This window comes from Pseudonocardia sp. ICBG1293 (assembly GCF_020131355.1).
Classification (GTDB): domain Bacteria; phylum Actinomycetota; class Actinomycetes; order Mycobacteriales; family Pseudonocardiaceae; genus Pseudonocardia.
This window is the reverse complement of the sequence record NZ_JAHLEL010000038.1, coordinates 415,268-440,462: the sequence shown is the minus strand read 5'-3', so window position 1 is coordinate 440,462 and position 25,195 is coordinate 415,268. Positions and strand designations below refer to the sequence as shown.

Here is a 25,195-nt window from a genome sequence, read left to right as displayed (position 1 = left end):
TCCTCCGTCCGTCGCCGAACCGTGACACGTGAGACAATATCTGTCAATCATCTCACGATACCGACAGCTACCTTCTGCCTTAAGAGGTCGCGCGGATTGGTCACAGCTTGGCCGCGGTCGAGTGTCTGGGGGCGAGGGCGGGTACGGGCCTGCCGATCATGAAGTTATCTACGCTTCGTGATCGTCTGGAGGCCGCGTGCCCACCCTGCCATCATGGCTGACCGAGCCGTTGTGGGACCAGTTCACCGCGCTGCTGCCTCATCGAGACGAGTTCGATCCCACCCATCCGCTGGGCTGCCATCGCCGCCGGATCGCGGATCGGATCGTGTTCGACAAGCTCCTGCAGGTACTGCGGTTCGGCTGCTCGTATGAGGGCATCGCTGACAGCACCTGCTCGGCGACCACCATCCGCGATCGTCGTGACGAGTGGATCAGGCTCGGGGTCTTCGCCCAGCTGCGTCGGATCGTCCTGGACGCCTACGACCGCATCGTCGGTCTGCTGCTGCACGACATCGCCGTCGATGGCGCCATCACCAAGGCCCCCGGCGGCGGCGAGGTCGCCGGTCCGTCGCCGGTGGACCGGCGCAAACAGGGTATGAAACGTTCGGTGCTCGTCGAGGGATACGGCATCCCGCTGGGCCGAGTCCTGGCCGGAGCCAACCGGCACGACTCCCCGCTACTGGGCCCCACCCTCGACCGCCTCGATGCTCTCGGCCCGCTGCCCGACGACATCACCGTGCACCTCGACGCCGGCTATGACTCCGGCAAGACCCGCGACACGCTGGCCGAACGAGGCCTGCACGGCGAGATCGCGCACAAGGGTGAGAAAGCGCCGATCCAGGCCACCCGCCGCTGGCACGTCGAGCGGACCAACGCTTGGCACAACAGCTTCAACCGGCTGCAGCGCTGCTACGAACGACGAGAAATCGTCGTCGACGCGTTCTTCGACCTCGCCGACACGATCGTCACACTCCGTAGCTTGATTCGGCAGGCCTGGACCACACACCGCTGGAACGCCCGACCTGCACGACGTCCATGATCACCAACCAATCCGCGCGACCTCTAAGGTGAAGCGATGTCGGGATTCCGTTTCGGGGTACTCAGCACCGGTGCCACCTGCGGTCCGGGAGGCTGGCCGGCGTTCGCCCGGCGGGTCGAGGACCAGGGCTGGTCGGTGCTCCAGGTCCCCCAGCACTTCAGCGTGCCGTCGGTACCGCCGCTGCCCGCCCTCGCGACGGCGGCCGCGGCCACGTCGGGGCTGACCGTCGGGACGCTGGTGCTGGACAACGAGACCGGCCACCCGGCCGTCGTCGCGCGGGACGCCGCGTGGCTCGCCGCCGCGACCGGCGGCCGGTTCGAGCTGGGCATCGGGGCGGGCTGGCTGGCCGCCGACCACACGATGCTCGGCCACCCGTTCCGGGAGCCCGCCGAGCGGGTCGACCGCCTCGGCGAGGCCCTCGCGCTGATCCGGGGGTGCTGGGCCGGGCGCACGTCGTTCGCCGGGACGCACTACGTGCTGGAGGACCTGCCGGAGGGTGCCGCCACCGCGACCCCGCCGCGGCTGCTCGTGGGCGGCGGCGGGCGGCGGGTGCTCGATCTCGCGGCCCGGCACGCCGACGTCGTCGGGATCGCCCCGGACATGCGGAGCGGCCGGATCGGCCGCGCCGCGGCACGGACCACCGGACGGGAGCAGGTCACCGCCAAGGCGGCCCGGATCCGGGAGGTGGCCGCGGCCCGCGGGGCCACGGTCGAGCTGCACATGTCGATCACCGGGATCCACGACCGCGCCGACACCGCCCGGATCGACCGGCTGGCCGACAGCTTCGGCGTCGAGCCCGGCGAGGTGCCCCGGCTGCCCAGCGTGCTCGTGGGGGACACCGCGGAGATCGCCGACGAGCTCCGCCGCCGCCGCGACGAGACGGGCGTGAGCTACCTGACGGTGAACGAGACGCTGCTGGAGCGGATGGCCCCGGTCGTCGCCGAGCTCGCCGGGACCTGAGGGCTCTCAGCCCCGGACGAGGTCCCGGCTGATGATCTCCTTCATGATCTCGTTCGCGCCGCCGTAGATCCGCTGGACCCGGGCGTCGGTGAAGGCACGCGCGATCGGGTACTCGGTCATGTAGCCGTAGCCGCCGTGCAGCTGGACCCCGGTGTCGATCACCTGCCACTGCATCTCGGTGGCCCACCACTTGGCCTTGGCCGCATCCACCGGGGTGAGCCGGCCCGCGTTCAGCTCGCGGACGCACCGGTCGACGTAGCTGCGGGTCACCTCGATCCGGGTCCGGAGGTCGGCGAGCGTGAACCCGACGCTCTGCTGCGCAGCGAGCGGCTTACCGAAGGCCGTGCGCTCGCGGGTGTAGTCGAGCGTCCACCGGAACGCGGCCTCGGCCGAGCACTGCGCGGCGACCGCGATGCCCATCCGCTCACGGGGCAGGTTCTGCATCAGCGCGGGCAGCCCACCGCCGAGCTCGCCGAGCAGGTTGGCCGCCGGCACCCGCGCGTCCTGGAAGAACAGCTCCGCGGTGTCCTGGCCGGGGAGCCCGATCTTGTCCAGCTTGCGGCCGCGCTCGAAGCCCGGGGTGTCCCGCTCGACGACGAACAGGGAGTACCCGGCGGAGCCCGCGTCCGGGTCGGTGCGGGTCACGACGACGACCAGGTCCGAGGTGATCCCGTTGCTGATGAACGTCTTGGAGCCGTTGAGGACCCAGTGGTCGCCGTCGCGGACGGCGGTCGTCGCGATACCCCGCAGGTCACTGCCCGCCGCCGGCTCGCTCATCGCGATGGCGGCGATCGTCTCCCCGCTCGCGAAGCCGGGGAGCCAGCGCTCCCGCTGCTCCGGGCCGGCGAGGTTCAGCAGGTAGCCAAGGACGATGTCGTCGTTGGTCCCGAACGCGGACTGCAGGGACGCCGCCCCGGCCGCGGCGATCTCCTCGGACAGCACGAAACGGAAACGGTAGTCCGGCTCCCCCGCGCCGCCGTAGTCCTCCGGCACCGCGAGCCCGACCAGGCCGGCCGCGCCCGCCTTCTTCCACGTCTCCCGGTCGATCTGCCGGTCGGTGCCCCACCGCTCCACGTTGGGCACCACCTCCCGGGTCACGAAGGCCCGGGCCGTCTCGCGGTACGCCTCGTGGTCGGCCTCGTACAGGTCGGTCTCCACGCGGTCTCTCCTTCCGGCCGGTCGGACCGGCGGTGAACGGGACGGACGGTGTCAGCGGGTCGCCGCGGCCTCGACCACGTCGAGCATGTCCCGGATGTCGACGAGCTTGACCCGGGGGCGTCCCTCGCCCCGGCCGGTCCGCCGCTCGTGGGCGTCGATCGCCTTCCACTCGGCGAGCCCCATCGCCTCGGGCCTGCGCTCGGCCACCAGCGCCGAGAACTCCGATCCTCCTGCCCGCGGGGTGTCCAGCCGGCCCGCCGACCAGTCCGCCAGCAGGGCGTTCACGGTGTCCTCGGCGCACCAGCGGTTCGTGCCGATCACGCCGCTCGGGCCGCGCTTGATCCAGCCCGCGGTGTAGACGCCGGTCACGGCCTCGCCGGTGCCCGGATCGGTGACCCGGCCGTCGTCGTTCGGGAGGACCCCGCGCTGCTCGTCGAAGGGCACCCCGGGGATCCGCGCGCCGCGGTAGCCGACCGAGGTGAGGACGAGCCCGCAGTCGAGCTCCTCGGTCTCGCCGGTCGGCCGGGCGGCGACCCGGTCCCCGTCGGCGACCGCGGTGTTCCGCGCGACGCGGACGCCCTCGACGCGCTCCTCCCCGAGGATCTCGTCGGGCCCGGTGAGGAACCGGAGGACGATGCGGCGGCCGGCACCGCCCGGCTCGCGCCCGGCGAGCTCGCGCAGCGCGTCCAGCTTCAGGGCGAGGACCGGATCCGGCTCCCGCTCCAACCGGGCCGCCGTGACCTCGTCGAGCTCGATCTCCGCGGGGTCGACGACGACGTCGATCCCGGGAAGGTCGCCGAGCGCCAGGAGCTCGGGGGTCGTGAACGCCGCCTGGGCGGGGCCCCGGCGGCCGAGGACCACGACCTCACGGACCGCGCTGTCCCGCAGCGCGGCGAGCGCGTGCGCCGAGGTGTCGGTGCCCGCCAGGTGCTCCTCCCCCGCGACCAGCACGCGGGCAACGTCGAGGGCGACGTTGCCGTTGCCGACGACGACCGCGCGCTCGCCGGACAGGTCGAACCGCCGGTCCGCGGCGTCCGGGTGGCCGTTGTACCAGGCCACGAAGTCGGTGGCCGAGCTGCAGCCGGGCAGGTCCTCCCCGGTGATCCCGAGGCTCCGCCCGCCCGGGGCACCGACCGCATAGAGCACCGCGTGGTGGTGGGCGAGCAGCTCGTCGTGCCCGATGTGCTCCCCCACCTCGACGTTGAGGTGCAGGGCGACCTTCCGACGCCCCCAGGTGCGGGCGAGCGCGGTGCCCGCCCCCTTGGTGTCCTGGTGGTCGGGAGCCACGCCGTGCCGGATCAGGCCGCCCGGCACCGGCAGGCGGTCGATCATCGTGATCTCGACGTCCAGCCCGCGCCGGCGCAGCATGCTCTCCGCGGCGTAGCAGGCGGCCGGCCCGGTCCCGACGACGGCGACCCGCAACGGCCCCGCCCCCTCGGGCGAGCTGATCTCCGGCTCGGTCCGCCCCGTCCGCGCGGCCGGTTCCCGGCCGTCGTACCAGGCCGCGTTGATCCGTAGGTAGCGCTCGTCGACCGGTTCGAGGTCCTCGTCCGGCACGATCGCCGACACCGGGCACACGTCGATGCAGGCCGCGCAGTCGATGCAGGTGTCCGGATCGATGTAGAGCATCTCGGCGGTCGCGTAACCGGGCTCGTCGGGCGTCGGGTGGATGCAGTCGACGGGGCAGACCTCGACGCACGACGCGTCGTTGCAGCACGAGCGGGTGATCACATGGGTCATCGGTGGTCCTCGACGGTGCGGACGGGAGCAGGCCGGCGGCGGCGGGCCCGTCGGGGCCCGCCGCCGCCGGAGGGATGCGTCGCGCTGGGGATCAACGCACCTTCTGGTGGGTGGACGTGATGTCCGAGTACTCGGTGCGGATCGCCGGCTTCGCGATCTTCCCGCTGGGCAGCCGCGGCAGCGGGTCCTCGCGGACCACGACGTAGCGCGGGACCTTGTAGTCCGCCATGTGCCGGTTGCACTCCGCGATGATCGACGCCTCGTCGAGGCCCTCGCCCCAGACGATCGCCGCCGGGGTCTCGCCGAACCGCTCGTCCTCGGCGGCGATCACCGAGACCTCCTTCACCCCGGGGATCTGGGAGATCACGGCCTCCAGCTCGAACGGCGACACGTTGATGCCACCGGTGATGATCAGGTCCTTGAGCCGGTCGACGAAGGTGAGCCGGCCGCCCTCGTCGCGGTTCCCGAGGTCGCCGCTGTGCAGCCAGCCGTCGCGCAGCGCCGTGGCCGTGTTCTCCTCGTCCTGCCAGTACCCGGGTGTGACACCGGGCCCGCGCATGACGATCTCGCCGTTCTCGCCGGGATCGCACTCGGTGCCGTCGTGGCGGACGACCTTGATCTCGGTGAAGACGTTGCCGCTGCCGCACTTGTCGGGGTGGTCGGCGGCCTCCTCCGGCCACGTCGCGGTCGCGACGCCGCCGACCTCGGTCATCCCGTAGATCTGGCGGAGCACGACGCCCTTCGCCGCGTACGCCTCCAGCAGCGGCACGGGTACCGCCGCGCCACCGACGATCGCGGTGTCCAGGCTGCTGAGGTCGGCGTCGGCGAACTCCGGGGTCGCAGCCAGCGCCTGGAAGATCAGCGGCACGCCGAACATGACGGTGATCCGGTGCTTCTCGATCAGCTGCACGGCGCGCGAGGGCTTCATCTCCCGCTCCGCGACCAGCGTCCCGCCGAGCACACCGGTGATCACCACGCCGTAGACCAGGCCCGGGGTGAAGGCCAGGGGCAGCAGCAGGAGCGTTCGCGCGCCGGGCCGCATCCCGGGGTCGGTCAGCGAGTTCTCGAAGACGATGTCGAGCAGCGTCCGGTTGGTGCAGACGACACCCTTGGACAGGCCGGTCGACCCGCTGGTGAACAGGATCGCCACCGGGTCCGCGGGGTCGAGGTCGATCCGGAAGTCGTCGGTGCCGCCGGTTCGGAGCCGGCCGACCTCGTCGAACGGGACGGTCGTGAGGTCGTGCCCGAGCCCGACGACCTCCTTGAGCGTCTCCTCGTGCGCCTCAGCGGTCACGACCACCCCGGCGCCGGAGTCGCCGAGGATCTTGTGCAGCTCGCTCGCGACCAGCCGGGGGTTGAGCGGGACGAGCACGCCGCCCGCCTTGATGATCCCCCAGGCCGTCACGACCCACTCGACGCTGTTCGTGCTCATCAGGCCGATCCGGTCGCCGGGCGAGACGCCCTCCCCGACCAGCCGGCGGGCGAGCCGTCCGGACCAGTCCTGCAGCTGCCGGTAGGTCACGGCGTCGTCGCCGACGACGACGGCCTGCTGGTCCGGCTTCCGACGAGCCCACCAGTGCAGGGCCGATGCAACTGACGTCGCCATGATTCTCCTTCTCGCGCCACGGTGCGCAGCCGGCGACCGGACGGGGCCTCGGGCCCCGGTCCTCCCGGTCACGTGGACATCCTTCGGTTGGCCGCCTGGCCGGCCCGGTACGGGTCAGGCCGGTACGACGACCCGGCCGGCGAGCCGGCCGAGCACCTCCTCGGCGTCGGCGACGATGCGGTGCACCAGGTCGGCGACCGTGGGGATGTCGTCGATCAGTCCCTGGCACTGGCCCGCCGTCCAGACACCGGCGTCGAGCTCGCCGGTCTCGAACACCGTCCGCCCGCGGGCCCCCGCCACCAGCTCGCGGACGTCCGGGAACTGCCCGCCCCCGTCGAGGATCCGGACGACCTCGGTGCTGACCGCGTTTCGCGCCACCCGTGCGGTGTTCCGCAGCGGCCGGAAGATCAGGTCGGTGGCCCGCTCGTCGGCGTCCACGATCGCCTGCTTCACGTTCCGGTGGACCGGCGCCTCGACGGTCGCCATGAACCGGGTGCCCATGTTGATGCCGTCGGCGCCGAGCGCGAGCGCCGCCGCGAGACCGCGGCCGTCGGCGAACCCGCCGGAGGCCACCACCGGGACCGACAGGCGGGCCGTCGCCGCCGGGATCAGGACCAGCCCCGGCACGTCGTCCTCGCCGGGGTGCCCCGCGCACTCGAACCCGTCGATGCTCACGCCGTCGACGCCCACCCGCTCGGCCTTGAGGGCGTGCCGGACGCTGGTGCACTTGTGCAGCACCTTCACGCCGTGCTCGTGGAAGAGCGGCAGGTGCGGCTCGGGGTTGGACCCGGCCGTCTCGACGATCGGGATGCCGGACTCGACGATCACCCGCCGGTACTCGTCGTACGGCGGCGGGTCGATCGCCGGGAGGATCGTCAGGTTCACCCCGAACGGCCGGTCGGTGAGCTCGCGGCAGCGCGCGATCTCCTTCGCCAGGTCCTCGGGGGTCGGCTGGGTCAGCGCGGTCAGGAAGCCGAGGCCGCCGGCCTCGGCGACCGCGGCGACGAGCTCCGCGCGGCCCACCCACTGCATCCCGCCCTGGACGACCGGGTGCTCGATCCCGAAGACCTCGGTGAGCCTCGTACGCAGCGCCATCTGTCTCCTCCCGCTGGGATCCGGTGCGTGCGGCGTCAAAGCCGCTCGGTGAACTTCGCGTCCCGCTTCTCGCGGAACGCACTGAAGGCCTCCCGCGAGTCGTCGCCGCGCAGGGTGATCGCCTGCGCGGCGGCCTCCGCGTCCAGGGCCTCGGAGATGCTGCGGTCACCGCCATCGGTGAGCAGTCGCTTGGTCAGCGCCATCGCCACCGCGGGCCCGGCGGCGAGCCGGTCCACCAGGTCACCCGTGACGGTGTCGAGTTCGGACACCGGCACGACCCGGTTGACCAGGCCGATCTCGGCGGCGCGGTCCGCGGGGACGATCTCGCCGAGCAGACAGAGCTCCTTAGAGGTCATTTCAGAACGAGGTCGACGTGTCTGTTGTAGACGACAAGCGGCTATCTGACCTGCCGTTTGATCTGTCGTCGAGGGGTCAATGGAAACTCGACAAGTCGTTCTGAAACGACCTCTTAGCCCGGTGCAGGCCGACCAGCCGAGGCAGGACCCAGGAGCCGCCGAAGTCGACGGCCAGCCCGCGCCGGACGAACACCTCGGAGAAGCGGGCCCGGTCGGACGCGACGACGAGGTCGCAGGCCAGTGCCAGGTTCAGCCCCGCCCCGACGGCCACCCCGTCGACGCGCGCGACGGTCGGCGTGGCCATCCGATGCAGCGCCAGCGCCGCCCGGTTGATCCGGTTCATCGAGCCGAGCGGGTGCCGCTCGTCGGACACCGCCGACAGGTCGGCCCCGGAGCAGAAGTCGCCGTCCCGCCCGGTCACGACGACGACCCGCACCTGCGGGTCGTCGTCGAGCTCGGTCAGCAGGCGGTACAGCTCGTCGAGCATCGACGCGGTCAGCGCGTTGCGCCGGCCGGGGTTCGACAGCTCGATCGTCGCCGCCGGACCGCTCCGCCGGACGGCCACCTCCGCCTGCCCCACGCCGGTCACGCGAAGTCGACCACTCCGCGCAGGTTCAGGCCCGCGTGCATGTCGGCGTAGCCCTGGTTGATCTCCTCGAGCTTGTACCGCCGGCTCACGAGCTCGTCGAGCCGCAGGTAGCCCTGCTGGTACATGTTCAGGAAGTAGGGCACGTCGCGGGTCGGCGACGACATCCCGAACAGGGCACCCTGGATCCGCTTCTGGTACATCGCGAGCTCCATCAGGTTCACCGGGATGCCGGTGGTCATGAAGTTCGCGACCGCGGTGAGCACCACGACGCCGTCCTTGCGGACCGACGCGAACGCCTCGGCGACGTGCTCGCCGGTCGCCACGCCGACGCAGACGATCGCGCTGTCCGCGCCCTGGCCGTTGGTCAGGTCCTTGGCCAGTGCGGTGGCCTCGGCCATGGTGCCGACCGCGTCGGTCGCACCGAGCTTGAGCGCGCTCTCGCGCTTGAACCCGACCGGGTCGACCGCGATGACGCGGAGGGCGCCACCGTGCTTCGCGCCCTGCACCGCGTTGATGCCGATCCCGCCGACACCCATGACGATCACGACGTGCCCGGGCCGCACCTGGGCGGCGTTGACCGCGGATCCCCACCCGGTCGGGACACCGCAGCCCACGAGGGCGGCGCTCTCCAGCGGGATGCTCTTGTCGATCTTGATGGCGCCCCACTCGGGGAGGACGCTGTACTCGGAGAAGGTCGACACCAACGAGCACTGGGCGACGTCGGTGTCGCCGTGGTGCAGCCGGAAGGTTCCGTCGAGCTGGGTCCCGGTCATCATGAACGCGCCGTTGTCGCAGAGGTTCTGCTTGCCCTCGGCGCACCAGCGGCAGCGGCCGCAGCCGGGGATGAAGCTGGCCACGATGTGGTCGCCGGGCTGCAGGTCCCGCACTCCGGACCCGACCTGCTCGACCACGCCGGCACCCTCGTGCCCGCCGCAGTAGGGGTAGTGGGCCGACGGCACGTCACCCTTGGCGAGATGGTCGTCGGAGTGGCACAGCCCAGCGGACTTGTACCGTACGAGGACCTCGTGTTCCTTCGGCTCGTCGACGTCGATCTCGATGACGTCCCACTCGCCCGGTGCCTCCCACAGGACAGCTGCCCTCGACTTCATCGTCTTGTTCCTCTCGGGGAATGTGCGGTATGCCGCTCGGAGCGGAGCGACCGTCTCCCTCGACGGCCTCGGCGAGGGGGCCGGGGAAGATCGGGACCCTCCAGAGCGTGGCCAGCCTAAAGTTGGTAGGTAGGGCCGTCAATACGTCTTCGTGTTTTTGTCTCGTAACGGACAACTCAAGATGCATTGCACCAGGTAGGAGCGCACCCGAGCCGCACTGATAGATACATATGACATCATCCGTCACATGATCGCCGATGATGCCGCGCCCGGGGAGCGGCCCGCCCCGCAGACCCCCCTGCTCGACCTCTTCCGGCTCGACGGGAAGGTCGCCGTCGTCACCGGGGCGAGCTCCGGACTCGGGGCCGGGTTCGCGGTCGCGCTCGCCGAGGCGGGGGCGGACGTCGTCCTGGCCGCCCGCAGGGCCGACCGCCTCGCCGAGACCGGCGCCGCGGTGGCGCGGCACGACCGTCGGTGGCACGCCGTCACGGCCGACGTCGCCGACCCCGACGACTGCGACCGGGTCGCGGGGGCCGCACTCGAACGCTTCGGCCGGGTCGACGCACTCGTGAACAACGCCGGCATCAGCAGCGTGGTTCCGGCACTGAGGGAGGAGCCCGGCGACTTCCGGGGCGTGCTCGACGTCAACCTGTCCGGGGCGTACTGGATGGCGCAGGCCTGCGCCCGGCGGATGGAGCCCGGCTCGGCGATCGTGAACGTCGCGAGCGTGCTGGGCCTCGTCGCGTCGGCGCTTCCGCAGGCCGCCTACTCGGCGAGCAAGGCCGGCCTCCTCGGCCTGACCCGTGACCTCGCCCAGCAGTGGTCGGGCCGCCGCGGGATCCGGGTCAACGCGCTCGCCCCCGGGTTCGTCAACACCGAGATGACCGAGGAGATGCCGGAGGAGACCCTCGGCCGCTTCCTCGCCGGCGCGCCGCTGCAGCGACTCGGCACCCAGCGTGAGCTCGACGCCGCGATGCTGTTCCTCGCCGCACCCGCCTCCGGCTACGTCACCGGGGCGACGCTCGCCGTCGACGGCGGAATGAGCGGGCACTGAGCAGACACCGGATCGACCGCGCGCCGGGAGGCCGGGCCTCCCGGCGCGGCCCGTCACACCGGGTCGAGCGCCGACACCAGCCAGCGGTCGCCGTCCTGCTCCATCGTGACCCGCACGCGCGATCCCGACAGCGTCGGCTGGTCCTGCCCCGCCCGCGTGGAGGTCTGGTTCAGGAACATCATGAGCTGGACCTGCCCCGGCGACGACACCTCGGTCGTGCCGACCGCGGCCGCGGAGGTCTGGGTGACCAGCTGGTCGCGGTTCGACGCCGGGATGACGATGTCCCGGACCAGGCTGGTGTAGTCCTCGCGGAACCTGCCGCCGACCTGCTCGGTCCGCTCGTCGAGCTCGTCGGCGATACTGCGGTGGTCGTAGGACAGCAGCCGCGGCACGACCTCCTCGGCCACCGCTCGCGCCTCGTTCCGGGCCGAGTCCGTCCGCATGTTCTGCACCTGCAGCACGGTGAACAGCACCGCCAGCGCCGCCAGCACCACGGCACCGGCCCCGAGCACCCGTGTCGCCTGCCGGGGGCGGTCGCGGTACCAGCCGACGACCGACCGGTACGCCCGGACCGGCAGCAGGCCGAGCCACCTCAGACCGCGGCCCACGGGACGAAGCAGTGCCCTCGGACCCCTCACGGCACGAACTCCACTCGCGACACGAGCCATTCGCCGTCCTTCTTCTCCAGCTCGGTGACCATCCGGTAGAACCGCGGCTCGCCGTTCGGCACGCTCTGATTGGACACGTTCGCCTTCACCGCCAGGATCGCCCGCGCGGTCGAGGCGTCGATGGAGTCGATGCCGGCCCCGGTCACCTCGCCCTGGGTGGACACCTTCGACTCCTTCACGAGGGCGATGTAGGAGTCCAGGTTCTGCGCGAACAGCCCGCCGAAGTCCCCGGTGGAGTCCTCCACGACCCGTCGCACGTCCTGCTCGGCGGTCTCGTGGTTGATCGACGTCAGCATCACCGCAGCGTCCTGGGCCGCCTCGAGCGCCGCGGCCCGATCGGACTCGGCCGCGCGGCCCGTGTTCCACACGATCCCGCTCACCACGGCCGCGACGAGCGCGAGGACGAACGAGGCGAGCACACCGCGCCGGACAGCTGGGCTCGGCGCCGGCCCGTCGCCGTCGGCGCCCGGGGGGACGTCCGCGGGGGCGTCGCCTCCGGTCGGACCGGGCTCGTCGACACCGCGGACGGGTGCGGTGGCAGGGAGGGGATCCGCCGCACCGGCGCCGGCCGTCCCCTCCCGCGCCCGCTCGCCACGGGCGTCGGTCGCCGGACCCTCGGGGGTCACATCGTCCGGGGACGGGTCGGCGGCCGACCCGTCCCCGGTCGGCGGCGAGCCCGCGCTCCGACCGCTCTGGGAGGTTCTCACCACGTCAACTCCTCGGTTCGGCGGTGCCGGGCCGTCCCGCTCCGGGGATGAGCGGGACGCGGGGACCGGCACCGTGTTCCAGCGCCCCGGCGGGGGTCCGGGGCGCGAACCTGACGGCTGCGACTGTTGTGTCCGTCACGGCCAACCGATACTGACACAATCGTCGTTCTGTATCGTCAGGGGGTCTCGCGAGCTCTGCAGGAGCAGGTCAGGCCTCCCCCGGGACGGACATCAGACCGCCCAGCGTCATGGCCTCGGGTGGGGGCGCGGGGCTGCTCACCGCACCGATCGCACCGAGGGGCTCGAAGGCCGGCTCGCCGTCCACCGGGGTGTCCGGGCGCAGCGTCAGCCGGCCCGCGGCCGACGGGCTGTAGCCGTCACCACGGCACTGGAAGATCGTCGCCGCGCGGCGTCCGGGAGGCGACCCGGGCTCGAAGCACGGCAGGTTGCGCGCGCTGCGCGCCAGCGTCGGGTCGTCCTGGGGCAGCTTGCAGTAGCTGTTCTCCGGGAGCGGCTCGTCGCCGACCTCCATCGCGTTGCGCGGTCCACCCGGCTGGCCTGCGGGGATCCACCCCTCGACGCAGTTGGGCTGGTTCACGTTCGTTCCGAGGTTGAACCGGAAGATGCCGGGCTCCGCCTCCGGCGCGACGATCAGCGATCCGGCCGTGAACATCGGGTACACGACCAGGATCTGCTCGAGCGGGGCGTTGTAGGCCTCGGCCAGCCGGGTCAGGACCTCGGTCGTGCTCAGCAACGTCGGGGTGTTACGGCTCAGGTCGCTGAGCAGTCCCTCGGCCTGCTGCGCGGCACGGGAGCCGTCCGTCAGGACCGACCGCAGTGCGGGGTCGCTCTCGCGCAGCTGCCCGGTGAAGGAGTTCAGGTTCGCCGCCCAGCTCCTGATCGAGTCGCTGGTGGCCAGCTGCGGGTCGGCGAAGCCCTCGAAGTCGTTGATCAGCTTCTCGGTCGGGTCGTAGTTCCGATCCGCCTCCTCGACCAGCAGTCCGGTGTTGTCGACCAGCCGGCCCAGGTCCGGGCCGATGCCCCGGAACGCGTCGGCGAACTCGTTCAGGACGGTGGTGAAGTTCTGCTGGTCGACCGAGGTGAGCAGGTTGTCCGTGCCCTGCAGGACGTCGGCGGTCGGGACCGGGACCGAGGTCAGCTCGAGCGGGACGTGCGCACCGTCGGCCAGCGGCGGGGCGGCGGGGTCCTGGGGGACGAAGTCGACGTACTGCTCGCCGATGGCCGACACGCTGTGCACCTCGGCCCGGCTGCCCGCCGGTGGCACGTGGTTCTCGTCGATCGTCATCCGGATGCGGACGCCCTCGGGGTCCAGGTCGACGTCGGTGACCGTGCCGACCGTCGCGCCGCGGTAGGTGACGTTGGCGTTGGGGTAGAGGCCCCCGGCCGTCGGCAGCGTCGCCGTCACGGCGATGCGGCCGATGCCGAGCACCTGTGGTACCCGGACGTAGTGGAAGACGATCAGCAGCGTCGCGACCACCGTGAGCACGGTGAAGATCGCCAGCTGCACCTTCACGTAGCGGGTGATCACCTCAGTTGCCTCCCGTCAGACCGCCGAGCAGGCCGCCGTCCGAGGGCTGCTCGGCCGGTTGCTGTTCCTGCTGGCGACGCTCGAACTCGCTCTGCTCCGGGGGCGCCGGGGGTTCCAGGGTCCCCGACGGCGGTCCGGGCGGCGGGTCGTTCGGCACCGCGCCGTCGAGCAGGTCCAGTCCCGGCTCGCCGATGGGCGCTCCGGGCTCCTGCGGGAGGACGGGCGCCGTGAGCGGGTCGGCCGCGTCGAGCGCGTTGCCGCCGGCCTTCATGATGTCCTGCAACCGGTTCAGCTGGCCTTCCATCGGGGTTCCGGTGAGGAAGTTCTGGTCCAGCGTGCCCAGCGTCAGGTCCAGCGTCAGCCAGAAGTTGATGTAGTCGCCCTGGAACGTCTCCCCGAAGTTGCGCAGCGGGAAGATGATGGTCCCGAGCAGCCCCAGCGAGTCGGTCAGCGAGTTGTTCGCGTCCGCCAGTCCCTTCAGGGCGGGCGTCAGGTTGTCGAGGTTCCGGGCCAGGTTGTCCGAGCTCTCGGCGACGACCGCGTCGGTCGCGTCGCCGAACCTGCCCAGCGCCACCAGCGTGTCCGTCAGGTTCTCCCGCTCCCGGTTCAGCACGGTCAGGGCCGGCGGGATCGACTCCAGCGCGCCGTCGATGACCTGGTCCTGTTCTGCGAACCGGGCGGCGAGCCGGTCGATCCCGTCGAGGGCCCGGGTGATGTCGGCCTTCTGGTCGTCGAGTCCGCGGCTGAACGTCTCGAGCTCGGTCAGCAGGGTGCGGAAGTCCTCGGTGCGTCCCCCCAGGGCCTTGTTGAGCTCCCCGGTGATCGACTTGAGGTTCTGCAGGTTTCCCCCGTTCAGCAGGGTGGCCACCGAGGCGAGGACCTCCTCGGTCTCGGGATACTTGCCCGACTGCTCGAGACCGATCCGCGCCCCGTCCTCGAGCCGACCCGTCGGGGCCTGGTCGGTCGGCGGCGACAGCTCCACGTACTTGGCACCGAGGAGCGAGGTCTGGCCGATCCGCGCCCGGGAGTTGGCGGGCAGCTCGACGTCCGGGTCGAGGGAGACCGTGACGACGGCCGTCCAGTCGTCGAGCCGGACGTCGGTGATGTTGCCGACCGGCTGGTCGCCGACCCGGACCGGGTTGTTCGGCACCAGGTCGGCGACGTTCTTCAGCTCGATCTGCACGGTGTAGGCACCGGCGCCGACGCCGGGAACCCCGGGCAGCGTGAAGTCGTTCAGGCCGCTGTAGTCGCACGCGGTGAGGGAGACCGCGCACGCGGCGATCATCGCGACCACCGCACCGCGCCGTGTCGTGCCCATCAGTTGCCTCCTTCGGGCAGCAGCAGACCGCCCAGGCCCGGGGCGTCGACGTCCGGCGGGGCCTCCGGGCCCGGCGGGGGCTGGCGGTACGGCGCGTCGCGCCCGGGCTGGTTGTCGGTCGGCCCCCCGAGACCGGGGTTGATCGGGTTGATACCGATCGGCGGCTGCTGCACCCGCAGCAGGTTGAACAGCGGGCCGAGGTTGCTCTTGCAGTAGTCGATGCCCTGGACCGGGTCCTGCGCCGCCGCCGTGAACGCCGAGCAGACGAAGTCCGCCGGAGTGTTCAGGTTGTCGACGACCAGCTTGCCCGACAGCGCCCGCGTCCTCGGCGAGACGATGTTGAACAGGTTCATCAGCGTGCTGGGACCGACGTGCAGGATCGTCGCGAGTTCGTCGCGCGAGTTGGACAGGGTCCGGGTGAGGTCCCCGAGCTCGGTCACCGACTCGTTGAGGACCGGGCCGTTCTCGTCGACGAACTCGTCGACCGCCACCGCGGCCCGCGAGATGCCGTCCAGCGCGGCCGACAGCTCGTCCTCGTTGTCGGTGAGCACCCCGGAGACGGTGTCGAGGCGCTGGTTGAACTCCACGATCTGGCCGTCGACCTGCTTGAGCGCGGTGACGAACGCCTGCAGGTTGCGGACGGTGCCGAACAGGTCGCCGCGGCCCTCGGACAGGGTCTCCACGGCTGCCGAGGCCTCCCGGACCAGCTCGTTGAACCTGGTGCCCTGGCCCCCCGCGGCATTGGCCGCCGCCATGTCCAGGAACCGGGACAGCGATCCGCTCTGGTTCGCCTGCTCCGGACCCAGGGCCCGGCTCAGGTTCTGCAGCTCCTGCTTGAGGTCGTCGAACTCGAGCGGGGAGACCGTGCGCTCGACGGGGATGTCGCCGCCGTCGGGCAGCACCGGCCCGCCGGTGTAGGCGGGTGCGAGCTGCAGGAAGCGGGTGGCCACCAGCGTCGGCGACACGATCGCCGCGTTCACCTCCGCCGGCAGGTCGTACCGGGCGTCGTAGGTGAACTCCATGCGCACCTGGTCCCCGGCCGGCTCGATCGACTTGATCTTGCCGACGGCGACGCCCTGGATCCGCACACGGTCGTTCGGGTAGACGCTCTTGACCGACGCGAAGTAGGCCACGCCCGTCTTGGTCGTGGTGTTGATCAGGATGATCGCGGCGGCGGCCAGCACGGCGGCCACCAGCCCGGCGATCAGGATCCGGGACAGCAGCGGTCCCGAAGTGAGACGGGGCATCAGTTTCCTCCGGCGCCGATGAGACCGCCGACCGACGGCGGTGTGGGGGCGAGGCCCTCGGCCGACGGGGCCGGTACGGCCAGGCTCGGGACGAAGTCGTTGACCGGGAACAAAGTCGGTCCGACGTTGCCGAGATCGCCGTGACCGGCGAAGAACGGGCCTCCGGCCAGACCCTCGCCGAGCCCGGTGATGAAGCTCGAGACGCGTTCGATCGAGGAGACGATGTTGCCCTCGTTGCGTTCGAGGATCTCCAGCACGCCGTTGAGCTCGGTCAGGGCGGGCGCGAGCCGGCCGCGCTGGTCGTCGACCAGGCCGACGATCTGGTCGGTGGCCGCGCGCGTCGTGACCAGGAGCTGGCCGATGACCTCCCGGCGAGCCTCCAGCTCGCCGAGCAGCTTGTTGCCGTCGGTGAGCAGGGCGGTCAGCTTCGCGGTCTGGCGGTTCAGGACGCCGGTGACACTCTCGGCCCGCGCGAGCAGGTCCTGGATCGCGGCGTCGCGGCTCGCGATCGTGCGCGACAGCCGGGTGATCCCCTCGAAGGCCGGCCCGATGTCGTCCGGGGTGTTCCGGAACGCGTCGGTGAAGGTGTCCAGCGCCGTGCTGACCTGCTGCATGTCGATCTCACCGGTCCGTCGGGTGAGGTCCTCGATGCCCTGGGTGATGCTGTACGGCGCCTTCGTGCGTTCGAGCGGGATCGTGTCGCCGCTCTGCATCGGGGCACGACCGTCCGGGCGCAGCTCGAGGTTGCGTTCCCCGAGCAGGGTCTGGGTCCCGATCGTCGCCGACGTGAGGTCGCCCAGCTCGACGTCCTTGGCCGTGAACGCGACGACGACGTCGGCACCCTCGAGCGAAACGGACCGGACCTGGCCCACCTCGGTCCCGGCGACCCGGACGGTGTTGCCCGCCTGCAGGCCGCCCGCCTCGGTGAACCGGGCCTCGTACTTCTTGCCGGCGAAGACCGGCAGCTCTGCGAGCTGGAACGACGCGACCAGCAGCACCGCGAGGATCGCGAGGCCGGCGATGGCGATCGTGACGGGGTTCTTCTCCCGGAACCGGAGCTTCATCGCCCACCCTCCGTACCGTCGGTGCGGAGGAGGTCGTCAGGGACCTGGCCCTGCTCGTCCGCGTCCTCCTGCGGGATCGGGTCCGCCTCCCGCTGCTCGGGCGTCTCCAGCGGGGAGTTGCCGAACTTGCAGCGGTCGACGTTGTCGGCCGGACCGCCCCAGGGCGAGTACACCGGATCACCGGCGGGGCCCGTCGTCTTGGTCCGCACCGAGCAGATGAACAGGTTGTAGGTCGCGCCCCGCGAGCCCAGGCGGCTGACCCGCAGGTACGCTCCGGGCAGAAGTGCGAGGTTCTCGTCGATCGCCGCCTCACCCGCCTTGGCCTGGGTGGCGACGCGGTCGAGCTGGTCGACGGTGTTCTTCAGCGGACCGCGGACCTTGCCCAGCAGCTGGTCGACGCTGCTGGTCAGCCGGTTGGCCCCCTCGAGGGACTCGCCGATGCGCTGACGATCGCCCGCCAGCCCGCTGGTGAGCTGCTGGAGCTCCGTGATGGTCGACTCCAGCTCGGGCGCCCGCCTGTCGAGGGTCCCGAGAACGGTGTTGAGGTTGTCGACCACCGAGCCGATGACCGCGTCCTTGTCGGCCAGGGTGTTGGTCAGCGAGCCGACACGAGCGAGCAGCGACTCGATGGTGCCGCCCTGCCCCTGGAACACCGAGATCAGATCCGAGCTGAGCTGGTTGATCTGGTCCGGGGCCAGTCCCTCGAACAGCGGGGAGAAACCCGCGAGCAGGACGTCGAGGTCGAGTGCCGGTCGGGTCTGGGCGACGGGGACGACGTCGTCCTCCGCCAACGCCGGCCCACCGGCCGGTCCCTTGGCGACCTCGAGGTAGCGGTCCCCCGTCAGGTTCAGGTAGCGGACCGCGAGCCGGGTGTCCGCGGGCAGGTCCCGCGCGGACTCGACGGTGAACGTGACCAGACCCTGGGTGTTGTCGACGACGGAGACGTCCTCGACCGACCCGACCTCCACACCCGAGATCCGGACCGAGTCCCCCTCGACGAGGCCCGAGGTGTCGGTGAACACCCCGGAGTAGCGACGCTGGTCGCCGAAGCCGGAACCTGCTCCCATCTCGATACTGACCACGGCCAGCACCAGGAGGGTGGCCACCACGAAGATCGTGGTCTTGATCAGCGGGCCGGTGATGTTCTGTGCCTTGGAAACGCTCATCACTGACCCTCCTCGTCACCGAACAGGCCGCCCAGCAGGCCATCGGACCCGGACTTCGGCGCGGCCGGCGGGGCCGACTCCGTGCCGGGCGGGACGGGCGCGGGCGCTCCCGGCGCCGGCGCCGGCGCGGTGCCGGGGGCCGTCGGGGGCGGCTGGACCTGGGCGCCCGGCAGACCGGCCTGCCCGCCGGCGTCGGCGAACGGCCCGAACAGCTGCGTGACCAGGGTCGGGTCGGCGACGCGGACCGTGTTGTCACCGGTCGGGTTGGGCTCGCCGCCCTTGTCGACGTTCTTCAGCAGGGACTCGGGGACCACGCTGCCGTCGAGCCCGGGCATGCCGTGGCAGTCGGGGCCGTTGTCCGCACCGACGACGGGCGGGCTCTTGTAGACGTCGTCGCCGGGCTGCAACGTCACGAGACCGACGAAGCCGGGAACCGTGTTGCCCTGCTGCTGCTCCAACTGCCGGCGGGACTTGTCGAGCCCCTGCAGCCAGCACGCGAACATCGGCGAGTACTCGCGCAGGAGGTCCGTGGTCGGCAGAGCGGTCTGCGACACGTCGCGGATCCCCTCGCGGTTCTGCAGGAAGAACGCCTCACCGGTCATCGACACCCGGGAGATCTGGAACAGGAAGCTCTCCAGGTCGGCCTGCTGCTCGACGATGGTCCGGCTGGTCACCGTGCCGTTGTCCAGGATGCCCGTCAGGTCGCCGGCGATGTCGCCGTAGAGGTTCGCCAGGTCGGCGCCCTTGCGGAAGTCGGTCTGCAGCTGCGGCAGGTTCGCGTTGAACCTCTTCAGGTAGGCGGCGAGCTGCTGGGCGGTCTGCCCGATCTCCTCGCCGCGCCCGTCCAGGGAGTTCGCCAGGTTGCCGACGACCTCGCTGACCTGGGCCGGCTCAAGGGTGTCGAGGATCCGGTCCAGCGAGTCGAACAGGGTGTTGACCTCGACGGTAACCGCGTCGCTGGTGAGCTCGTCACCGGCGGCCAGCGTCCGTCCCGAGGGAGCCGTCGGCTCCGCGAGCTGCACGGTCTTCGCACCGAAGGCGGTGAGCTGGTCCAGCGACACCGTGACGTCGGAGGGGATCTGGCCGATCCGGTCGGCATCCATGGCCAGAACGATGTCGACGGCACCGCGATCGCCGTCGGCGAGCGACACCGATCCGACCTCGCCGACGTCGACGCCCTTCAGCTGAACCCGGTTGCCGGGGTACATCTGCAGGCCCGACCGATCGGCCCGGAGCGTGACCGGCACGGTGTTGGCGAACGCGTTCAGATACATCGCCGTGCACAGTGCGAGGAACCCGAACACCACCCCGAGCAGGATGAGTGCGTACACGCGGTACTTGAACCGCGAGAAGAACGATTCGTTCATGTGGTCATCCCGTGATGCGGAAAGCGTCGGAGTCGGCGTACAGGGCCATCGAGATGGCGAGCTCCGCGGTCAGGACCGCGATGAGCGAGGTTCGGACGGCCTTGCCCACCGCCAGGCCGACCCCGGCGGGTCCACCGGTCGCGGTGTAGCCGTAGTAGGTGTGAATGGAGATCACGACGACGGCGATGCCGATCGCCTGGGCGAAGGAGTAGAGGACGTCCTGCCACTGCATGAACGTCTGCATGTAATGGTCGAAGGTGCCCTCGGACAGGCCGAAGAAGCCCACCTGGGTCGTCTTCCACCCCACCCATGCGCCGACCATCGCCATGGCGAAGATCGGGATGATGGTGATCATCCCGGCGACGAGCCGTGTCGTGACCAGGTACGGGAGCGAGCGCACCCCCATGACCTCGAGCGCGTCGATCTCCTCCGACACCCGCATCGCCCCGAGCTGGGCGGTGAAGCCGCTGCCGACGGTCGCGGCGAGCGCCGCGCCCGCGATGATCGGCACCAGCAGTCGGGGGTTGATGATCGCCGAGGCGAACCCGCCGAGCGCCTCCAGCTGCAGGTTGGCGAGCGCGTCGTAGCTCTGCAGGCCGCCGGTCACGCCCGCGAACAGGGTGATGAAGAACGTGATGACCGACGAACCGCCGATCACCGCCAGCGCGCCGTTGCTCATACCGACCTCGGCGATGAGACGGACCTGCTCGGTCTTGTAGCTCTTGACCGCCTTCGGGATCCAGATGACGCCCTTGCCGTAGAACTCGGCCTGCTGGCCGAGGTCGTCGAGGAGCCGCAGCGGGGCGCCGAGTGCGTTGCGCACAGTGGAGAGCATGGATTCGTCCCTCACACGAGACCGAGCGAATAGGGGATCTGCGTCAGCAGGATGTTGATCGGGAAGAGCGCGAGGAAGGTGTAGACGACCGTCTCGTTGACCGCGTTCCCGACGCCGCGGGGCCCTGCCTTGCAGGTCATACCGCGGTAGCAGCCGATCAGCGCGCCGACGACCCCGAAGACGACCGCCCGCAGCTCGCCGTGCACCAGGTCGTCGAAGCCGACCAGCAGGGTGAGCGAGTCGATGTACTGGCCGGGGCTGGCGTCCTGAAGGTATACGGCGAAGAAGTAGCCGCCCCCCAGCCCGATGAGGATCATGACGCCGTTCAGCAGGAACGCGTTGAGCGCGGTGGCGAGCACCCGGGGGACGACCAGCCGTTGCACGACGTCGATCCCGAGGACCTCCATCGCGTCGAGCTCCTCGCGGATGCGCCGCGCCCCGATGTCGGCGCAGATCGCCGTCGAACTGGCCCCGGCGATGATGAACGTCGTCGCCACCGGGCCGATCTGCGTCACCGTTGCGAATGCCGAACCCGACCCGCTGAGGTCGATCGCGCCGATCTCGACGAGCACCAGGTTGAACTGGAAGGTCACCAGGGCGACGAACGGGATGCCCAGCAGAATCGCCGGGCCCAGCGAGACGCTCGCGACGAACCAGGTCTGTTGCACGAACTCGCGCCACTGGAAGGGTCGCTTGAACATCGCGACGAAGGTGTCGGCGGTGAAGGCGAAGAAGGTGCCGAGCGGCGCCACCGTCCGGGTCACAACGGGAGGCGTTGCCATCACGCCTCCCTGTCCGGAACGGCGACGGTGCAGGTCACAACATCGGGCTGCATCGGGGCCTCTGCTCTGAGACGACGGGGATCCCGGACGGCCGCTGGGGACGGCGAGCTCCGGTAGTAGGCGAAACGAGCTACGCCGTTACACGTTTCGTCTGACGTCTCATTGTTAACCCGATCGGAGTAGCGCGACCGACTGTTGTCACCCGATCGAGGCCTGCCGATAGAGACACTCGACGAGAGATGTGTCGTTGTCTCAATATCAGGGCCCGGCACCGGCCGGGTACAGCGTCACGAGGAGGTGCGCCGTGAAGGGCGTCGAGGTCAAGGTCGAGAACCTGTCGAAGTCGTTCGGCCGGGCGAATATCTGGTCGGACGTCACACTGACCCTCCCGCCGGGCGAGGTCTCGGTGCTGCTCGGCCCGTCCGGGACGGGCAAGTCCGTGTTCCTCAAGACCCTCATCGGGCTGCTCAAGCCCGAGCAGGGCTCCATCGTGATCCACGACACGGACCTCGTCCGGTGCAACGAGTCGCGGCTTTACGAGATCCGGAAATTGTTCGGCGTCCTCTTCCAGGACGGCGCCCTGTTCGGGTCGATGAACCTGTACGACAACATCGCCTTCCCGCTCCGCGAGCACACCTCGAAGACCGAGTCCCAGATCAACGACATCGTGTTCGAGAAGATGGAGCTGGTGGGCCTGCGCGGCGACGAGGCGAAGCTCCCCGGTGAGATCTCCGGCGGCATGCGCAAGCGCGCGGGGCTGGCCCGCGCGCTGGTGCTCGATCCCGAGATCATCCTGTTCGACGAGCCCGACTCCGGCCTGGACCCGGTCCGGACCGCCTACCTGAACCAGCTCATCATCGACCTGAACGCCCAGACCGACTCGACGTTCCTCATCGTCACCCACGACATCAACACCGCGCAGACGATCCCCGACAACATCGGCCTGCTCTACCGCAAGCACCTGGCGATGTTCGGGCCGCGCGAACAGCTGCTGACCTCGGAGGAGCCGGTCGTGGCCCAGTTCCTCAACGGTCGCCGCCAGGGGCCGATCGGGATGTCGGAGGAGAAGGACTCCGCGCAGGCGGAGCGTGAGATGGCCGAGGCCGGTGGCCTGGCCGGCCTGCCCCCCTTGAAGCCACAGCTACAGGCCTCCCCCGGGATGCCCGAGCGGGCGGCCGTCCGGCGCCGCCAGGAGCGGGTCCTCGCGATGATGCACACCCTCTCTCCCGCGGCGCAGGAGGCGATCCGGTCGAACCTGGACGAGCATGCTGTTCCCGCCGGTGCCGGTGCCGCCAGACACGGGTTCCGCGACGAGCCCACGACCGAGTTCCCCCGCGTGCAGTGAGAGGGCCGAGTCGCATGGATGCCGCCGGCGAGGAGATGAACGCCTTCGAGACCGTCATGTGGCGGATCGAAACCGATCCCGCCCTACGCACGCCGGCGATGGCCTGTCTCGAGCTCGCCGTCGTCCCCCGGCTCGGCCAGCGGGTCGTGGAGCCGGCACTGGGGCTCGGGGTGCCGCGGTGGACGACCGACCCGGAGATGGACCTCCGCTTCCACCTCCGCCGCCACCAGCTCCCGGCCCGCGGCGGCTGGCCGGAGCTGATGGACGGGCTGTCGCAGTTCTACATGAGCCCGCTCGACCGGGCCCGGTCCCCGTGGGAGGCGCTCCTGGTGGAGGGTCTCCCCCGCGGCCGCGCCCTGTACGCGCTGAAGATGCACCACGCCGTCACCGACGGTCTCGGCGTGATGCAGCACCTGGCGCGCATCCTGGCTCCGGAGCGGCAGAACGACGTGCCGGGCGGCCCGCGGCCGGCGCACCTACAGACACCTCCCATGTCACCCTACGAGGCACTGGTCGCCCAGGCCCGTGCCGACCTCGGCCGCGTGACCGGCGAGGTGGGCAGGCTGGGCTCAGCCGGGCTGCGGTCGCTGGCCGCGCCCTTCTCGACGGCCGGGGCGGTGTCCCGGTACGTGTCGTCGCTGGGCCGGGTGCTCGCTCCCCCGGCCGCCGAGAACTCCGCGCTGCTCGTCGAGCGGGGCCTGACCCTCCGGCTCGCCGCCGTCGACGTCCCGTTCGACCGGCTCAGGGCGGCGGCGAAGGCCGCGGGCGGCAGCGTGAACGACGCGTTCCTGGCCGCACTGCTCGGCGGGTACCGGCTCTTCCACGAGCGTTCCGGGGCACCGATCCCGGAGGCCGTCCCGACCGCCATGCCGATCTCGCTGCGCCGGTCCGCCGATCCCGAGGGCGGGAACCGCATCGCCTCGGCCCGATTCGCCGGCCCGATGGCCGAGACCGACGTCGCCCGCCGGGTCGAGCGGATCCGGGCCATCGTTTCCGAGGTCCGGGAGGAGCCGGCGGTCGACGTGATCGGCCTGTTCGCGCCGCTGCTCGGCCGCATGCCCGGCGCACTCGCCGCCATCCTCGCCGGCCCGATGACGAAGGGCAACGACCTGCACGCCAGCAACGTACCGGGGCTGCAGGGGGACCACTACCTCGCGGGCGCTCGGGTCGAACGCTTCTACGGCTACGGCCCCCTCGGCGGGGGCGCCTCGCTGATCACCCTGGTCAGCCACGGTTCCACCGCCTGCATCGGGGTCGGGCTCGACACCGCGGCCTTCGCCGATAGCGACTTGTACCTGCAGTGCCTGGTGGACGGGTTCACCGAGGTGCTCGACCTGGCGCCGGGCACCGCGACGCCGACGCTGCGCGGATGACCGCCGAGCACCACGGCCGTCCACGGGCTGCGGCCGCCCACCCCGAGGGTCCGGAGCCGGCGGGCGTGCTCGTCACGGAGCACCACCGGCCGAGCATCCGGTCCCGCGTCCTGACGGCCGTCATGGACCAGCTCATGGCCCGGGCCCTGCGCGCCCTGACCGGCGACACGCTGACCCAGGCACTGCGGGACCGGCTGGCCCGCTTCGACGAGTGGGCCGCCCACGTTCCTGTGCCCTGGGGCGCACGGGTCGGCCGCACCTCGGTCAACGGCCTCCCCGCGGAGTGGTCGGTCGGGCGGGGTGTGCGGGACCCCGACGCCGTCGTCCTCTACCTGCACGGCGGGGGCTGGCTGTTCGGTGGCCTGAACTCGCACCGCTCACTGGTCTCCCGGCTGTCGTCGGCGTCCGGGCAGGCCGCCCTGGCGGTGGCCTACCGGATGGTCCCCGAGGTGTCGCTGGACCAGGAGATCGAGGACTGCCTCGACGCCTACCGGTGGCTGCTCGCCCGCGGGATCGCGCCGGGGCGCATCGCGATCGCCGGCGACTCCGCCGGCGGGCACCTCGCCGTCGCGACCGCCCTGCGTGCCCGGGAACGCGGCCTGCCGCGGCCGGCCGCCGTCGTCGGGATGTCCGGGGTCTACGACCTCGACACCGCCGCGCGGGCCGCGCTCGATCCCGGCGACGATCCGACCGGGTCGGCGGCCGCCCTCCAGTGGATGATCGAGATGATCCTGGCCGGGGACGCGCCGGACCAGTACTCGCCCCTGCGGGCGGACCTCGCGGACCTGCCGCCCATCCTGCTGACCGTCGGCTCCGCCGAGGTGCTGCGGGAGGAGACCGAGCAGCTCGCGCGCCGCCTCGCCGCCGCGAGGGCGCACTGCGTGCTCGAGATCTGGCACGGCCAGCCACACGTGTTCCAGGCGTTCGCGCCGGTGCTCCCGGAGGCGTCGCGCTCGCTCGACCGCATCGGGACCTTCCTGCGCTCGGCCTTCGCCGGCACCGCGCGGCCGCTGCCCGGACGGTCCCGCCGCGCCTCGGCGGACCTGGACGACAAAACCTAACGACTAT

Annotated in this window: 23 protein-coding genes; 6 read left to right on the top strand and 17 right to left on the bottom strand. The window is 71.2% G+C overall.

Going from position 1 to position 25,195, the window contains the following annotated elements:
• The first annotated feature begins 196 nt into the window (after positions 1–196).
• Positions 197–1,039 carry an IS5 family transposase gene (locus tag KPF47_RS15855; RefSeq protein WP_224386276.1) on the top strand — a complete coding sequence of 281 codons (843 nt, stop codon included), beginning with the start codon at positions 197–199 and terminating at the stop codon, positions 1,037–1,039.
• A 36-nt stretch (positions 1,040–1,075) separates the two neighbouring features.
• A complete protein-coding gene (locus KPF47_RS15850; protein WP_224389540.1) occupies positions 1,076–1,999 on the top strand; it encodes a TIGR03621 family F420-dependent LLM class oxidoreductase in 924 nt (307 codons plus the stop codon).
• Positions 2,000–2,005: 6 nt separating this feature from the next.
• On the opposite strand, the gene KPF47_RS15845 is transcribed toward KPF47_RS15850, so the two are convergent.
• The 7 genes from KPF47_RS15845 to KPF47_RS15815 form a co-directional block, all read right to left on the bottom strand.
• Positions 2,006–3,157: an acyl-CoA dehydrogenase family protein gene (locus KPF47_RS15845; RefSeq protein WP_224389539.1), complete on the bottom strand. Its 1,152-nt coding sequence runs from the start codon at positions 3,155–3,157 to the stop codon at positions 2,006–2,008.
• A gap of 51 nt (positions 3,158–3,208) precedes the next feature.
• The gene (locus KPF47_RS15840) at positions 3,209–4,897 is read right to left on the bottom strand and encodes an FAD-dependent oxidoreductase (RefSeq protein ID WP_224389538.1); all 1,689 of its coding nucleotides are present in this window, start codon (positions 4,895–4,897) and stop codon (positions 3,209–3,211) included.
• 91 nt (positions 4,898–4,988) lie between these two features.
• A complete protein-coding gene (locus KPF47_RS15835; RefSeq protein WP_224389537.1) occupies positions 4,989–6,503 on the bottom strand; it encodes a class I adenylate-forming enzyme family protein in 1,515 nt (504 codons plus the stop codon).
• A 114-nt stretch (positions 6,504–6,617) separates the two neighbouring features.
• Entirely contained in the window at positions 6,618–7,598 is a 981-nt protein-coding gene (locus KPF47_RS15830) for a nitronate monooxygenase family protein (protein ID WP_224389536.1), read from the bottom strand.
• A 35-nt stretch (positions 7,599–7,633) separates the two neighbouring features.
• Entirely contained in the window at positions 7,634–7,954 is a 321-nt protein-coding gene (locus KPF47_RS15825) for an enoyl-CoA hydratase-related protein (protein WP_224389535.1), read from the bottom strand.
• A gap of 76 nt (positions 7,955–8,030) precedes the next feature.
• A complete protein-coding gene (locus KPF47_RS15820) occupies positions 8,031–8,543 on the bottom strand; it encodes an enoyl-CoA hydratase/isomerase family protein (RefSeq protein ID WP_224389534.1) in 513 nt (170 codons plus the stop codon).
• Positions 8,540–9,652, bottom strand: coding sequence for an NDMA-dependent alcohol dehydrogenase (locus KPF47_RS15815; RefSeq protein WP_224389533.1), 1,113 nt, complete (start codon positions 9,650–9,652; stop codon positions 8,540–8,542). The genes KPF47_RS15820 and KPF47_RS15815 overlap by 4 nt, the downstream gene beginning before the upstream one ends.
• A 247-nt stretch (positions 9,653–9,899) precedes the next feature.
• On the opposite strand from KPF47_RS15815, the gene KPF47_RS15810 reads away from it, so the two are divergent.
• Positions 9,900–10,706, top strand: a complete 807-nt coding sequence (locus KPF47_RS15810; RefSeq protein WP_224389532.1) for an SDR family NAD(P)-dependent oxidoreductase — start codon at positions 9,900–9,902, stop codon at positions 10,704–10,706.
• 53 nt (positions 10,707–10,759) lie between these two features.
• Here the strand turns inward: KPF47_RS15810 and KPF47_RS15805 are convergent, their stop codons facing one another.
• The 10 genes from KPF47_RS15805 to KPF47_RS15760 all read right to left on the bottom strand — a co-directional run bounded on the left by KPF47_RS15805 (position 10,760) and on the right by KPF47_RS15760 (position 21,409).
• Positions 10,760–11,314, bottom strand: coding sequence for a hypothetical protein (locus KPF47_RS15805; protein ID WP_224389531.1), 555 nt, complete (start codon positions 11,312–11,314; stop codon positions 10,760–10,762).
• A gap of 26 nt (positions 11,315–11,340) precedes the next feature.
• On the bottom strand, positions 11,341–12,081 hold the full coding sequence (locus KPF47_RS15800) for a hypothetical protein (RefSeq protein ID WP_224389530.1): 741 nt from the start codon (positions 12,079–12,081) through the stop codon (positions 11,341–11,343).
• Positions 12,082–12,289: 208 nt separating this feature from the next.
• Positions 12,290–13,630, bottom strand: a complete 1,341-nt coding sequence (locus KPF47_RS15795) for an MCE family protein (protein ID WP_224389529.1) — start codon at positions 13,628–13,630, stop codon at positions 12,290–12,292.
• A 1-nt stretch (position 13,631) separates the two neighbouring features.
• Positions 13,632–14,948, bottom strand: coding sequence for an MCE family protein (locus KPF47_RS15790; protein ID WP_224389528.1), 1,317 nt, complete (start codon positions 14,946–14,948; stop codon positions 13,632–13,634).
• The gene (locus tag KPF47_RS15785; RefSeq protein ID WP_224389527.1) at positions 14,948–16,195 is read right to left on the bottom strand and encodes an MCE family protein; all 1,248 of its coding nucleotides are present in this window, start codon (positions 16,193–16,195) and stop codon (positions 14,948–14,950) included. The genes KPF47_RS15790 and KPF47_RS15785 overlap by 1 nt, the downstream gene beginning before the upstream one ends.
• Positions 16,195–17,259 (bottom strand): MCE family protein, encoded by a 1,065-nt coding sequence (locus KPF47_RS15780; RefSeq protein ID WP_224389526.1) that lies wholly within the window; start codon positions 17,257–17,259, stop codon positions 16,195–16,197. The genes KPF47_RS15785 and KPF47_RS15780 overlap by 1 nt, the downstream gene beginning before the upstream one ends.
• Positions 17,256–18,425 (bottom strand): MCE family protein, encoded by a 1,170-nt coding sequence (locus KPF47_RS15775; RefSeq protein WP_224389525.1) that lies wholly within the window; start codon positions 18,423–18,425, stop codon positions 17,256–17,258. Before KPF47_RS15775 ends, KPF47_RS15780 begins: the two co-directional genes overlap by 4 nt.
• Positions 18,425–19,792, bottom strand: a complete 1,368-nt coding sequence (locus tag KPF47_RS15770; RefSeq protein ID WP_224389524.1) for an MCE family protein — start codon at positions 19,790–19,792, stop codon at positions 18,425–18,427. The genes KPF47_RS15775 and KPF47_RS15770 overlap by 1 nt, the downstream gene beginning before the upstream one ends.
• Before the next feature lie 4 nt (positions 19,793–19,796).
• Positions 19,797–20,627 (bottom strand): ABC transporter permease, encoded by an 831-nt coding sequence (locus tag KPF47_RS15765; protein ID WP_224389523.1) that lies wholly within the window; start codon positions 20,625–20,627, stop codon positions 19,797–19,799.
• 11 nt (positions 20,628–20,638) lie between these two features.
• Positions 20,639–21,409 (bottom strand): ABC transporter permease, encoded by a 771-nt coding sequence (locus KPF47_RS15760; protein ID WP_060712946.1) that lies wholly within the window; start codon positions 21,407–21,409, stop codon positions 20,639–20,641.
• Between the two features lie 304 nt (positions 21,410–21,713).
• Here KPF47_RS15760 and KPF47_RS15755 point away from each other — a divergent pair, with 304 nt between their 5' ends.
• The 3 genes from KPF47_RS15755 to KPF47_RS15745 all read left to right on the top strand — a co-directional run bounded on the left by KPF47_RS15755 (position 21,714) and on the right by KPF47_RS15745 (position 25,188).
• Positions 21,714–22,754 (top strand): ABC transporter ATP-binding protein, encoded by a 1,041-nt coding sequence (locus KPF47_RS15755; protein WP_224389522.1) that lies wholly within the window; start codon positions 21,714–21,716, stop codon positions 22,752–22,754.
• 98 nt (positions 22,755–22,852) lie between these two features.
• Positions 22,853–24,127 carry a wax ester/triacylglycerol synthase domain-containing protein gene (locus KPF47_RS15750; protein ID WP_224389521.1) on the top strand — a complete coding sequence of 425 codons (1,275 nt, stop codon included), beginning with the start codon at positions 22,853–22,855 and terminating at the stop codon, positions 24,125–24,127.
• Positions 24,124–25,188 (top strand): alpha/beta hydrolase, encoded by a 1,065-nt coding sequence (locus KPF47_RS15745; RefSeq protein WP_224389520.1) that lies wholly within the window; start codon positions 24,124–24,126, stop codon positions 25,186–25,188. Before KPF47_RS15750 ends, KPF47_RS15745 begins: the two co-directional genes overlap by 4 nt.
• Positions 25,189–25,195: the final 7 nt, after the last annotated feature.